This window comes from Xanthomonas sp. SI (assembly GCF_014236855.1).
Classification (GTDB): Bacteria; Pseudomonadota; Gammaproteobacteria; order Xanthomonadales; family Xanthomonadaceae; genus Xanthomonas_A.
Genome location: NZ_CP051261.1, coordinates 546339 through 560134, shown reverse-complemented (window position 1 = coordinate 560134; position 13796 = coordinate 546339). Strand labels below are relative to the sequence as shown.

The window sequence follows — 13796 nt, the reverse complement described above, 5'->3', positions numbered from 1 at the left end:
CGGGCTAGAACGCGTACTTGGCGGTCAGCAACGTGGTCATGCCGGCATCGACGATGTCCGAGACCGCCAGATCGCTGCGGCCTACGTGCGCCCAGTAGCTGTACTCCTTGGTCAGGTTGGAGATCGACAGATCCAGGCTCAGGCCGTTGTCGAAGTGGTAGCCGGCATGCAGGTCCACGCGCCGGGTCGGGCGCGCCCACAGGTCGTCCCAGGTCGCGCCCTGGTGCAGATAGTCGTAACCGAGCAGGTACGAGCTGCTGAAGTGGTAGCTCAGGTTCACCGAGAAACGCTCGCGTTCGTAGAACAGCTCGACGTTGGCCATGGCATTGGGCGCCGACTGCATGTGCTCGTTCTCGAAGCCGTCCATGCCCAGGTCGGCGCGCGCATGCTGGCGGGTCGCGTTGAAGCTCACGCCCAAGCCGTTCAGCGGTTCGGGCAGGTCCTGGAAGCGTTGGCGCGCGCTGACCTCCAGGCCGTAGACGCGGCCGTCGCCGCCGTTGGTCGGCATCGAATAGAACACCGTGCCGCTGCCGCTGGAACCAGGATTGGCCTGGCCGGAGCCGGCGTCGTAGATGTAGTTGCGCAGGCGCTTGTAGAAGCCGGCCACCGAGAAGAATCCGCCATGTTCGGTCGACCATTCGCCGGACAGATCCAGGTTGGTGGATTCGATCGGCTTCAGGTCCGGGTTGCCCTGGGTGATGGTGGTGACGGCGGGGACACTGTTGGAGATGCTGATGTTGGATCCGCCGCCCAACTGCACGAACGCGGGCCGGGTATAGCTGGTCCACAGCGAGGCGCGGTAGGCGGTGCGGGCATCGGGGCGATAGGTCAGGAACACGCTCGGCAACGGTTCGTCGTAGGACGTGTGGTTGCTGTCGAAATAACCGACTGTTTCGTTGCCGTCGGCGTCGGACGGCGTCACCCAGAACGTGTTGTGGATGCTGCTGTGCTCGAAGCGCACGCCCGGCACGATTTCCAGGTTGCCGAGCGAGAAGGTCGCCATCGCATAGGCCGCGGCGACCGCCTCGGTGCCGCGCATCGTGTTGCAGTTCCAGTTGTTGACGTAATACGCCTTGCCGCAGCTGTCCAGGTCGTCGTCGCGCAGATGGCTGTAGATGACGTTGCTGACCGCGGTCTCGCTGACCTTGGGCGTGACCCAGGGATACTTGCCGGGGAAGATCGCGCTGTAGTTGCCGTTGAAGATGCCCAGATCGCCGAGCGTGCTGGTGTCGTCGACGCCGCCGGTCCACCAGTCGCGGTTGCTGAAATTGCGCGAGCTCTTGCTGTACTTCACTCCGAACTGCAGCGCCGACAGCGCGCCGTCCTCGAAATCGTAGCGCACGTCGAACTTGGCGCCGCCCTTCTTCTGCCCGGAATAGATCTTGGTCAGTTCGCCGTAGCTGCTGGCGTACAGCGACGGGATATTGTTGACCTGCGCCAGCAACGCCGGGGTCAGTTGCGGATACGGGAAGGCGCCGCTGCCGTAGCTGACCAGGCTGCTGCCGGAGTAGGCGTAGTTGGCCTGCGAGAACTTGTCCTCGCGGCCGTCGATCTCGACGTGGTTGGGACGGTCGTTGTCGCCGAAGCTGTAGAACAGGTTCGGCATGAAGGTCCAGCCGCCGGAGGTCTTGCGCGCGCCGATCTGGAACGTCGCCAGGTCGGCGATCTCCGGGTTGGTCTCGTACCAGAAGCGCGAGGCGATGCGGCCGATGTTGGGCGCATACACGCCTGCGGTCGCGGTCGGCACATAGGTCACGTCCTGCGGCAGCAACTGCACGAAGGTGGTGCCCTGGTCGGTCTTGGCGTAGGCATAGGTAGCGCGCGCATACAGCGACAGGCTGTCGTCGACCTGCCAGTCGAACGAGGCGTTGCCGCCATAGCGGCGTTCCCAGCCGGCGACCACGCCGACATTCATGCCGGTGCTGGTCAGGTTGTGCTGCGGATCGTAGCCGGCGGCGTTGCCGCCGTCGGCATCGGCATGCAGGAACGCCCACGAATGGTCGTTGAGCGCGCTAGTCGCCGCTGCCACCTCGCTGTTGGTCGAGGTGCGGTAGTCGTAGTAGGCGCTGGCGTAGAAACCGAACTGCTGTTCGTCGCCGAACTTGTGCTGGAACTCGCCGGCCAGGCCGCCGCCCAGGCCGTCGCCGCCGTAGTCGCGCGCGCGGCTCTCCAGGCGACCGCTGCCGGTCACGCTGCCGCTGGTGGCCTGCTTGTAGTCGAACGCGGTCGGCGTGCGGAAGTCGATGGTGCCGCCGATCGCGTCGCCGTCCATGTCGGCGGTGGAGGTCTTGTTGACCACGATGGTCTGCAGCCCCGACGGCGGCAGCAGGCTGAGCTGCACGCTGCGGCTGTACGGCATGCCTTGCGCGACGGTGACGCCGTCGATCAGGTTGACGTTGTACTCCGACGGCAGGCCGCGCACCGAGGCGAACATGCCCTCGCCGCGCGCCGCGCCATCCACGCCGCCGAAATAGCCCGAACCGGTGGTGGTGATATTGATGCCCGAGATCAGCCCCAACGCCTCGGCGACGTTGTGCACCGCGGTGTGCTGCAGGTCGTTGGCGGACAGCACGTCCACCGTGTTCACGGCATTCATCTTCAGGTTGCTGGCGTCGTAGCGATTGGCGACGACGGTGATGTTCTTCAGCTGCTTGACCTCGTCCAGCGCGACGCTGAGCGCGGTGGTCCCGGTGTCGCTCACTTCGAAACTGGTCTGCGCCGCGCTGAAACCTGGGTAGCTCGACTCCAGCGCGTACTGCCCTGCTGGCACGTCGGCGATGACGAAATGTCCATTGGCATCGGTCACCGCGCCATACGCGGTCCCGGCGATGCCGACCCGCGCGTTCGCGGCAGGTTTGCCGCTGCCTTGCACGCTGACCTGGCCGGTCACCGTTCCCGCCACCGCCGTCAATGCGGCGCTCGCTCCCAGCACCGCCAGAATCGCCTCAACCAGGATCTTGCCGTTCGAACGCTTGCCACTGCACATGATGCTTCCCCTCGCCAAAAGTGCCATGCACCGGGCGCGACGCATGTCGGCGACCCGGATGTCGTTGGTACCGACCGGACGCACGGCGAATGCATGGCGCGCACGCTGCAACGCTGCGCGCAGAAACGGGCGCGCACGGGCAACGGGACACGGGAAACAAACGCGAGTGCGTCGGTCAGATCAGACCGCGATGCACGATTAGCGTCGAGGCGGCGAGTAGCCGGCGACGCACTTGTCGCGTGAGCGCAGGGCACTCAGCTTGTGGCGAACGGTCATGCCGGCACGCCTTGGGAAACGCGCACGGCAGCCAGTGCCGAAGGCGCAGTACAGGAAAAGCGCGGCGTTGCAGCGCAGGACGAAGGGGTCGATTCGCGGTGGTGCATTGCCAACCTCTCCCATTCGTCGACCGCAGGCCGGATGGCGACGGCATGACTGCCGTGGCCGCGTGCCGATGTCACATCCCCATCGGCTTCACAAACCTTCTACGCCCGGGTGGGATGGCTGTCAAGCATTCGCGGCGGTATGCGCGAAGCCGCATTCGCAGCAGGGAAACGCGCATAAAAAAGCCCCGCCGAAGCGGGGCTCTCCTTGCGCGCGGCTTGCGCCGCGACACTGTCGCGCAAGCGATCGATCAGAACTTGTAGTTGACCGACGCCGCCAGCACGTTGCCGCTCACGTCGTAGCTGCCGATGAGCGTGTTGCCGGTCGCGGTGGTCGAGTTGATGCTCGGATCGCTGGTGAACAGGTGGGTATAGCCGAAGCTGTACTCGGCCTGCTCGGACGGACGCCAGCTCAGACCCAGCGAGACCCACTTGCGGCTCGCGTCGGGCACGCGCACGTCGCGGTGCTCGTTGCTGGTCGGGGTTTCGTCGTAGGCCAGGCCGCCACGCAGGGTCAGCGTGTCGCTCATGCGGTAGTCGGCACCGATCGAGACGAAGGTGGTGTCGTTGTAGGCGAAGTTCAGCACGCTGTTCGGCTGGTTGTTCGCGAAGTCCACCGTCACCTGGTCGAACTTGCTCCAGGCGGTGCGGCTGACGTCGGCCATCACCGTCCACTGCTCGTTGATGTTGTGGGTGAAGCTGGCGGTCGCGCTGGCCGGCAGCGTGACCGTGGCGCGGCCCTTGGTGTCGACGAAGGTGCCCGGCGCGGCGACGGCCAGCACGGTGGCGGCGTTGGCCGGGGTGGTGAAGTCGGCGGTGCCGTCGGTGATCTTGTGCTCGACCTTCGACCGGTAGCTGAAACCGATGTGGGTGTTCTCGTCGATGCTGAACAGGCCGCCCAGGGTGTAGCCGAAATCGGTGCTGTCGCCCTTGATGCGCGAGTAGCCATCGGCGCTGCCCGGCGCGAAGCCCGGCACGCGGCGCGCGGCCAGCACGCTGCCCAGATCGATCGCGTTGGACAGGTCGATGTCCAGGCGCTCGGCGAACACCGACGCGCCGAACGACACGTACGGGTTCACGTCGTAGGAGAAGGCGAGGTTGAGGTCGATCGCCTGCAGCTCGGTCTTGACGCCGTTGTAGCGGCCGACCCAGTCGCGGTCGTATTCGGTCTTGAAGCCGTACGGCACGGTCAGCGAGGTGCCGAAGTGCATGTTGTTGTTTTCGCCGAACGGCAGGTGGAAGTACACCGCCGGGACCGGCGCGATCGTGCCGGCATCGCCGCCGTTGCCGCCGGAGATCGCCGAGCCGGTGGCGTAGGTGCCGGTGCCGTCGTACTTGGCCGCGAACTGGATCGCGCTGACGTCGGCCTGGAACACCTTGCCGTCGAGCTGGCGCATGCCGGCCGGGTTGTTGGCGATGATCGAGGCGTCGCCGGGGGCGCTGCCGGAGCCGGCGAAGGCGCGGCCCAGGCCCTTGGCGCTGTTTTCCTTGAGCTGGAATGCGGCGCCGTGCGCCTGACCGATGGTCAGGGCGCCGACGATGCCGACGGCCAGGGCGGTGAAGCGGACGAACTGGGTTGCGTTTTGCATGGCTTGTTACTCTCCGGAAGACGAAAATGTCTGTGTTCGCGTCTGCGCATCCCAGCTGAGCAAGCCGGAAATGCGCGCCGGAGTCCCCTCCCGACATACGACGCCGTATGCAGTATACCCCGCTGCGTTAACCGAACAATAACAATACCGCCCGTTCAGTTTTGCCCAGAGTAGGCGTGCGTTCAGCCGGAGGGAGCCGGTATCGTTACGGGCCACGTTCCCCGGTACTGGCATGTTCGTCTCCATTCCCTCCCGCGACCGGACCACGCTGCGCTGGGCCACGCCGCTGCTGTTCGCGGCGATGTGGCTGGCGTTCCTGTGGTCGATCAGCCGCCCCAACCAGGCCCGCGCCACGCTGTGGCTGGACTGGGGCGCGCTGTCGGCCGGCGTCGCCAGCCCGCGCGACTGGCTGGCGACGGTGCAGGACGGCAGCGTGCTGCGGCTGTTCACCGCCCTGTTCCTGCATGCGGACTGGTCGCACCTGCTCGGCAACCTGGTGTTCCTGCTGATCTTCGGCCTGCCCGCCGAGCGCGTGCTCGGGCCGTGGCGCTTCCTGCTGCTGTTCCTGGGCGGCGGCGCCCTCTCCAACCTGGCCGCGGTGTTCGCGATCGGTACCCCGGACCGGGTCATCATCGGCGCCAGCGGCGCGGTTTCGGCGCTGATCGGCACCTACCTGGCGCTGTTCCCGCGCGCCAAGCTCGGCGTGGTGCTGCCGCTGGGGCTGTTCCTGGAATTCGTGCGCGCGCCGGCCTCGCTGCTGATCGGCACCTGGGCGGCGCTGCAGGTGGTGTTCGCCTATATCGGCCCGGCCTTCGGCATGGTCGCCTGGTCCGCGCACCTGACCGGCTTCACCCTGGGCATGGGGTACGGGCTGTACGTGCGCGCGGCGATCGCGCGGCGCCTGCGCAAGCGCAAGGGCTTTTGACCCGCCACGCCGCGGCGCGGGCGCGCTCTATACTTCGCGCATGGCCAAGTCCCTGTACAAAGTGACGTTCCTCAACCACGGCAAGGTGTACGAGCTGTACGCGCAGCACGTGGGCAGCAGTCACCTGTGGGGCTTCAGCGAGATCGGCGGGCTGGTGTTCGACCTGCACGACGGCCTGGTGGTCGATCCCACCGAAGAACGCCTGCGCGAGGAGTTCGGCGACACCAAGATGCTGCACCTGCCGATGCAGAGCATCGTGCGTATCGAGGAAGTAGAAAAGAAGGGCCAGTCCGCGATCCGCGACGCGGCCACCGGCGAAAAGGTGATCACCCCGTTCCCGATGCCGGGCAAACCGCGCTGAGCGCATACGGGTGAGAGTGCCGGTCAGCGCCGCGCCGCTATCGGCGCCCAGTGATTTTGTAGGAGCGGCTTCAGCCGCGACCGGACGTTACCGGTAACGCCCGGTCGCGGCTGAAGCCGCTCCTACAGTGGATAGCGTCCGGATCGAACTGCGCGGCGTGGTGCGACCGCCGCCGCCGCGTCAGTCGCCCGAAGGCGGCGTCGGCGTGTCGGTCTTGGGCGGATCGGCCTTCGGCGTCTCTGCGGCCGGCATGTCGGCCTTCGGCGCTTCGGTCTTCGGTGCCACGCTCTTGGGCGCGAGCGTCGCCGGCTTCGCCGCAGTCGGCGCAGCCGCCTTCGGCTTCGCCTTGGCCTGCTTGGCCGCAGCGGCCCTGGCCACCGCGCCGGGCTGCTTCAGTTCGGCCAGCGCCTGTGCGATCGGCGCGTCGCCGGGCAGCACGTCGCCGGCGCTATAGCCCTCGGCGCCTTCGTCGTCGCCGTGCAGGTGGCCGGGCAGCGTCGCTTCGCTGTAGTCGGCCAGCACCGCCGGCTTGTCCGCGTCCTGCTTGCTCTCTTCCGGACGCAGCACCACCTCCGGCACGATGCCGCTGGCCTGGATCGACTTGCCGCTGGGCGTGTAGTAGCGCGCTGTGGTCAGCTTGACCGAATCGCCGTTGTCCAGCGGCAGCACGGTCTGCACCGAGCCCTTGCCGAAGGTGCGGCTGCCGACGATGCGCGCGCGCTTGTTGTCGCGCAGCGCACCGGCCAGCACTTCCGAGGCGCTGGCCGATCCGGCATCGACCAGCGCGACCATCGGCGCGCCGTTGAGCAGGTCGCCGGGCGTGGCGTCGAACTTGGAATCGCTGACCGAGATGCGCCCGCGCGTGGTCACGATGGTGCCCTTGTCGAGCAGGTCGTCGGCCACCTGCACCGCCGAGGTCAACAGGCCGCCGGGATTGCTGCGCAGGTCCAGCACCAGGCCGCGCAGCTTGCCGCCGGACTGCGCCTGCAACTGCTGCAGCTGCTTGTGGAAGTCCGCGCCGGTATCGGCCTGGAAGGTGCTGATGCGGATGTAGCCGTAACCCGGCTCGAGCATGCGGCTGCGCACGCTGGCCACGCGGATGGTCTGCCGGGTCAAGGTCACGTCGAACGGCTTGTCCAGCTTCTCGCGGACGATGGTCAGCACCACCTTGCTGCCCGATTCGCCGCGCAACGGCTCCATCGCCTTGACCGCGCTGATCGGCTTGCCGTCGATGGCGACGATGATGTCGCCCGAGCGCACACCGGCGCGCGCGGCCGGCGTGTCGTCGATCGGCGACACCACCTTCAGCGTGTTGTCCGGCAGCTGCAGCAGTTCCACGCCGATGCCGTCGTAGGCGCCGGTGGCCTGTTCGTCGAAGGCCTCGGCGTCTTCCTTGCTGAAATAGGTGCTGTGCGGATCCAGGTCGAGCAGCAGGCCGCGGATCGCCGACTGCATGAGTTTCTTGTCGTCGACCGGATCGACGTAGGCTTCCTTCACCGCGTTGTACACCGCCACGTAGCGGCGGATCTCGTCCAACGGCACGCGCGAGGTGGCCGATTCGGTGGCATCCGGATCGTCGGCGCTGGCGGTGGGGGCCGAGGGCGTCTGTTCGCCGGCGCTCTGCGCCATCGACGGCAGCGGCGCCAGAGCAAGCAACAGGGCAGCGGACAGAACTACGCGCATGAAGCACTCCGATTAGGGGATGGCCTGCGCCGTGCACGGCGCAGCTGTCCGGATTATGCGCGAAGCCAGGCTAAATTCGCGTTGAATGCCCCGCCGCGGCGGCCTTCAGCGCCGTTGCAGCCACGACGACGGATCCACCGGCTGGCCGTTGCGGCGCAATTCGAAATACAGCGCCGGGCGCCCCTGGCCGCCGGAATTGCCGACCTTGGCCACCGCATCGCCGCGCTTGACCCGCGCGCCGGGATCGCGCAACAGCGTGTCGTTGTGCGCGTACAGGCTCATGTAGCCGTTGCCGTGGTCCACGATCAGGATCATGCCGTAACCGGTCATCCAGTCGGAGAACACCACCGTGCCGTCGGCCACGGCGGTGATCGTGCTGCCGGCCGGCGCGGCGATCAGCACGCCGTTGCTGGTGCGTCCGTCGGGCAGCTTGCCGCCGTAGCGCGCGATCAGATCGCCGGACAACGGCCAGCCCAGGCCGCCGACCTTCAGCGCGGGCGCCGAGGCCACCACCTTGGGCGGCACCTTGCTGCCGCCGCGCGACGGATTCTTCGCCGCGGCCTTGGCCTGCGCGGCCTGCTCGGCCGCCGCGCGCTTGGCGGCGGCACGCCGCTCGGCCTCGGCCCGCGCCGCCGCCGCACGCAGATTGGCCAGCAACGTTTCCAGCGCCTTGGCGTCCTGGCCCAGCGCCTTCTCGCGCTCGCTGCGGTCCTGGTAGCGCTCGTCCAGTTCGGACACCAGGCTGGCGCGCTGCTTGCGGTCGCGCTGCAGCGCTGCCGCCTGTTCCTGCTGCTGGCGCTGCGCCGCGCTGAGCTGTTGCCGCTTTGCCGCGACCTCGCGCTGCACCTGTTCCAGCGCCTGCAGCTCATGGGTCAGCGACGCGATGCGCTGCGCGCGTTCGCGCTGCAGATAGCGGTGATAGGCCAGCAAGCGGTTGGCGTCGGCCACCCGGTCCTGCGCCAACAGCAGCTTCAATGGCGCATTGCCGCCGATCGCATAAGCCGCGCGCAGCAGTTGCGCCAGTTCGGCACGCTGCCGCACCAGGCCGTTGCGCAGCGTGTCGCGCTTGCGCTCCAGTTCGGCCAGGGTCTGCTGGTGCTGCTGCAGCGCCTGCTGGGTCTGCGCCAGGCTGCGCCCGGTGGTGGCCACCTTCTCGTCGGCATCGCGCAGCTGGCGCGCGGCATCGCCGCGCTTGCCTTCCAGTTCGCGCCGCTCCTCGGCCACGCTCTTCAGCTCGCCGCGCACCTTCTCCAGACGGCGCTCGGCCTCGCGCGGGTTCTGCGCCAGCGCCAGAGTCGCGATCAGCAGCAATACCGACCCCGCCAGCCACCTCGTTGCCGCGTGCCGGGGCGCGCGCAGGCGCCGCCCCGACGCGGTAGGCGAGGCGGGGCGCAACGAAGCGGAGGCGGTTGCGGGCAAGGGCTGGTCCAATGACTTCAGGCAGGTGCGGATTGTAGCGAAGCGTGTTGTGATCGCCGCACAAGTAGGTGCCGCGACTGGCTGGCGTCCGGAGGTGGGTGATGAAGCGTACGCATGTATCGGTCCTGTTGGCGCTGGCCCTGGCCGCCGGCCCGGCCCTGGCCGCAGAAGGCATCAGCAAGGTCAACGGCAGCATCACCGCCGAATCCGGCAAGCAGTACGGCGACCTGGAAACCGTGAACGGCGGCATCACCGTCGAATCCGGCGCCAGCGTCGGCGACGTGGAAACCGTCAACGGCGGCCTCAAGATCGCGGACAACGCGCAGACCGGCGGCCTGTCCACAGTCAACGGCGGCATCCGCGTGGGCTCGCAGGTGCAGATTTCCAAGTCCATCGAGACGGTCAACGGCGGCATCTTCGTCGACCGCGGCGGCCGCATCGGCGGCAGCGTGGAGAGCGTCAACGGCAGCATCGGCCTGGTCGCCACGCAACTGGAAGGCGGCATCGAGACGGTCAACGGCGACATCACCGTCGGACACGACTCGCACCTCGGCGGCGGCATCGAGATCAAGAAGCCGAGCTTCAGCATCTCGTTCAAGCCGACGCGCAAGCCGCGCATCATCATCGGCCCGCGCGCGGTGATCGACGGACCGCTGCATTTCGAGCGCGACGTGACCCTGTACGTGCACCGCAGCGCGAAGACCGGCCCGATCAGCGGCGCCACCGCGCAGCCGTTCGACGGCGACACCGCGCCGGAGAATTGATCCGGCCGCGCCGCCCGCACTGCCGGCGGCGCGCGCGCGGGACTTGCCTATAGAATCGGGATTCCTCACACCCCAGGAGCCCCCATGTCCCGCAAGCTTGTGCTGTGCCTGGCCGCCGCGGCCGCGCTGACCGCGTGCAAGCGCGAGACGCCGGCCCCGGCCGCCGATGCCGCGCCGCCCGCGCCCGCTCCGGTGGCCGCCGCGGGCCACGCCTTTTCTCCCGACATCACGCCGGCCGACTTCGGCGAACTGGTCAAGACCCTGTCCTCGGACACGTTCGAAGGCCGCGGCCCCGGCACGGCGGGCGAAGAGAAGACGGTTTCGTATATCCGCGACCAGATGCAGCGCATCGGCCTGCAGCCGGGCAACGGCGACAGTTGGTTCCAGGACGTGGCGATGACCGAGACCACGGCCGACCCGAACACCACGCTGAAGCTCGAGCAGAACGGCAAGCCGCGCGAACTGAAGTTCGGCACCGACATGGTGATCGGCACCCGCACCGGCCAGACCGAGGTCAAGATCGACGCCAGCGATATGGTGTTCGTCGGCTACGGCGTGGACGCGCCCGAGCAGAAGTGGAACGACTACGCCGACCAGGATTGGAAGGGCAAGACGGTGGTGATGTTCGTCAACGACCCCGGCTTCCACACCGAGGACGGCGCGCTGTTCGAAGGCAAGCGCATGACCTACTACGGGCGCTGGACCTACAAGTTCGAGGAAGCCGCGCGCAAGGGCGCGGCCGCCGCGCTGATCGTGCACGACACTCCCGGCGCCAGCTACGGCTGGGACGTGGTGAAGAACTCCTGGTCCGGCGCGCAGTACGACCTGCCGGCCAAGGACGACCCGGAACCGCGCATCCCGGCACAGGGCTGGATCACCGCGCAGGCCGCCAAGCAGTTGTTCGCCGACGCCGGACTGGATCTGGACCAGGCCTACAAGGACGCGAGCAAGCGCGGCTTCAAGCCGGTGCCGCTGAAGGCCAAGCTGTCGGTGGACCTGAAGAGCACGATTTCCGAAAAGAAATCGCGCAACGTGGTCGGCGTGCTGCCCGGCGGCAGCCGCGCCGATGAAGCGGTGCTGTACATGGCGCACTGGGACCACCTGGGCAAGCACGAGGGCGAGAGCGGCGACAACATCTACAACGGTGCGGTCGACAACGCGACCGGCGTCGCTGGCATCCTCGAAATCGCCGACGCGTTCGTGCACCAGCAACCGAAGCCGGAACGCTCGGTGGTGTTCCTCGCAGTGACGCTGGAGGAGTCGGGCCTGCTCGGTTCCAAGTACTACGTCGCCCACCCGACCTTCCCGTTGAACAAGATCGCCGGCGTCATCAACCTCGATGCGATGCCGGTCGCCGGCCGCGCCAAGGATCTGGTGGTCAACGGTTTCGGCAGCTCCGAACTGGAGGACCTGCTCAAGCCGATCGCCGCCGCGCAGGGCCGCGTGCTGCATGCCGAGTCCTCGCCGCAGAGCGGCTTCTACTTCCGCTCCGATCACTTCAACTTCGCCAAGGCCGGCGTGCCGGCGCTGTACATCGATGGCGGCGAAGATCTGGTCGACGGTGGCATCGATGCCGGCAAGCGCGCTGCCGAGGACTACGGCAAGCACCGCTACCACACGCCCGCCGACCAGTACGATCCGGCGACCTGGAAGCTCGACGGGGTGATGGACGACCTGCAGGCCGTCTACGGCGTCGGCAAGGGATTGGCCGCGGGCGACGCGTGGCCCAACTGGTATCAGGACAATCCGTTCAAGGCCGCCCGCGACAGCATGATGGGCAATGCCAAGCAGGCGCCGGCCACGCCTGGCAAATGATCGGCTGACGCGTTCTTGCGATGTCACGACAACGGCGCTGCGGCGCCGTTGTCGTTTCATCCCATTCCGCATGGCTTCGACCATCGCCGCTGATGCCCGACGCTCCGCTTCCCTGTAGGAGCGGCTTCAGCCGCGACAGGCATTTACCGGTGTGGCCTGTCGCAACGGATGGGGCCTTGGTCTCTCCCAGCGTTGCCCTACACGTTTCGTTGCCTTGTAACCATGGAAAAGCAAGGCGCTCCAACGCAAGGTCATCACACACGACGCGCATAAAAAAACGCCTGGGCACTCGCGTGCCCAGGCGTATCGTCGAACATTGCCCATCGATCGCGCATGGCCGACCGCATCCTCGCGCGGCCGGCCACGCCGCATCAAGCGGCCTGCTTGGCGTTCTCCAGGCTGGCCATGTCGATGACGAAACGATACTTCACGTCGCCCTTGAGCATGCGCTCGTAGGCCTCGTTGATCTGCGCCATCTCGATCGTCTCGATGTCCGACACGATGCCGTGCTTCGCGCAGAAATCGAGCATTTCCTGGGTCTCGCGGATGCCGCCGATCAGCGAGCCGGCCAACTGCCGGCGCTTCATGATCAGGTTGAACACCGTCGGCGACGGATGCGGCTCGGCGGGCGCGCCGACCAGCGTCATCGTGCCGTCGCGCTTGAGCAAGGTCAGGAAGGCATCCAGGTCATGCGAGGCAGCGACGGTATTGAGGATGAAGTCGAAGCTGTTGGTGTGCGCCGCCATCTCCTCCGGCAGCTTGGACACCACCACTTCGTCGGCGCCCAGACGCAGCGCATCCTCCTTCTTGTTCGCCGAGGTCGTGAACAGCACCACATGCGCTCCCATCGCGTGCGCGATCTTCACGCCCATATGGCCGAGACCGCCCAGGCCGACGATGCCGACCTTCTTGCCCGGCCCCACCTTCCAGTGGTTCAGCGGCGAATAGGTGGTGATACCGGCGCACAGCAGCGGCGCCACCGCGGCCAGGTCCTTTTCGGCATGGCGGATCTGCAGCACGTACTTCTGGTCGACCACGATATGGTCGGAGTAACCGCCATAGGTGTTCTCGCCACCGAACATCGGACCGTTGTAGGTGCCGACGAAGCCGTTTTCGCAATACTGCTCTTCGCCGTCCGCGCAGGACGCGCAATGCCGGCAGCTATCGACCATGCAACCGACGCCGGCCAGGTCGCCGACCTTGAAGGCCTCGACCTGGTCGCCGACCGCGGTCACGCGGCCGACGATTTCGTGTCCTGGCACGGACGGGTATTGGGTGTTCTGCCATTCGTTGCGTGCCGTATGCAGGTCGGAATGGCAAACGCCGCAGTAGAGGATCTCGATGCTGACGTCCTGCGGCCCGGTCGCACGGCGCTCGAACGCGTAAGGGGTCAGCGGCTGATCGGACGCCAGTGCGGCGTATCCATTGGCTTGGCTCATGGGAGAGTTCTCTCGTGACGGGGGAAGGGATAGCGGCGCTCCGATGTCGTCGGAGCCGACAGCGCAGGTCAAAGCCGGCTGGCGCAGCAGTCGAAAAGTCTAAGCCGCGGTGCATTAAAAGCGCGCATCGCTGATGGAACGGAGCGAACCATCGTGGCGGGCAGGCTAGCGAACCGGGGGCGCCGTCGCCGGATCGCTCGGATCGGTCTCAAGGGCAAGCTTCGAGCGCGAGGACCATATCGATCTGGCGCACACAACGGCAATGGAAGACCGAAGCCCCAAGCCGAGGATGGAAGCGTAATGCGTACTTATCCATGCCGTTGGAGCTGGAAGCGTACGCAACGCAGAAACGAGAGCACCGCTGAAACCGGCCTGCCACGATTAAGAAGCACGAAACAATGGAAACGGAGATTCGGCGTAGCGCCGAGTTGGCGT

At 67.0% G+C, this 13796-nt stretch carries 9 protein-coding genes; 4 read left to right on the top strand and 5 right to left on the bottom strand.

The genetic code is table 11. The features are described 5' to 3' along the window. Positions 1-4 precede the first annotated feature (4 nt). Positions 5-2986: a TonB-dependent receptor gene (locus HEP75_RS02510; RefSeq protein ID WP_185825316.1), complete on the bottom strand. Its 2982-nt coding sequence runs from the start codon at positions 2984-2986 to the stop codon at positions 5-7. A 631-nt stretch (positions 2987-3617) separates the two neighbouring features. After that, a complete protein-coding gene (locus tag HEP75_RS02505) occupies positions 3618-4955 on the bottom strand; it encodes an outer membrane protein transport protein (protein ID WP_185815040.1) in 1338 nt (445 codons plus the stop codon). A 232-nt stretch (positions 4956-5187) separates the two neighbouring features. Between HEP75_RS02505 and HEP75_RS02500 the strand changes: the two genes are divergently transcribed. Both HEP75_RS02500 and HEP75_RS02495 read left to right on the top strand, forming a co-directional pair. Beyond that, complete coding sequence (locus HEP75_RS02500) at positions 5188-5880, top strand: rhomboid family intramembrane serine protease (RefSeq protein ID WP_009605019.1); 693 nt, start codon at positions 5188-5190, stop codon at positions 5878-5880. Positions 5881-5920: 40 nt separating this feature from the next. Beyond that, entirely contained in the window at positions 5921-6241 is a 321-nt protein-coding gene (locus HEP75_RS02495; protein WP_142742976.1) for a DUF1820 family protein, read from the top strand. Between the two features lie 180 nt (positions 6242-6421). Here HEP75_RS02495 and HEP75_RS02490 read toward each other — a convergent pair whose 3' ends face one another. Together HEP75_RS02490 and HEP75_RS02485 are read right to left on the bottom strand one after the other, a co-directional pair. Next, a complete protein-coding gene (locus HEP75_RS02490) occupies positions 6422-7924 on the bottom strand; it encodes a S41 family peptidase (protein ID WP_185825315.1) in 1503 nt (500 codons plus the stop codon). Positions 7925-8029: 105 nt separating this feature from the next. After that, positions 8030-9235, bottom strand: a complete 1206-nt coding sequence (locus HEP75_RS02485; RefSeq protein WP_255423644.1) for a peptidoglycan DD-metalloendopeptidase family protein — start codon at positions 9233-9235, stop codon at positions 8030-8032. 209 nt (positions 9236-9444) lie between these two features. Here HEP75_RS02485 and HEP75_RS02480 point away from each other — a divergent pair, with 209 nt between their 5' ends. Further along, the gene (locus tag HEP75_RS02480) at positions 9445-10107 is read left to right on the top strand and encodes a hypothetical protein (protein WP_185821992.1); all 663 of its coding nucleotides are present in this window, start codon (positions 9445-9447) and stop codon (positions 10105-10107) included. Between the two features lie 84 nt (positions 10108-10191). Then, positions 10192-11922, top strand: coding sequence for a M28 family metallopeptidase (locus HEP75_RS02475; protein ID WP_185825314.1), 1731 nt, complete (start codon positions 10192-10194; stop codon positions 11920-11922). 371 nt (positions 11923-12293) lie between these two features. On the opposite strand, the gene HEP75_RS02470 is transcribed toward HEP75_RS02475, so the two are convergent. Then, a complete protein-coding gene (locus HEP75_RS02470) occupies positions 12294-13361 on the bottom strand; it encodes an NAD(P)-dependent alcohol dehydrogenase (RefSeq protein WP_185815036.1) in 1068 nt (355 codons plus the stop codon). Positions 13362-13796 lie beyond the last annotated feature (435 nt).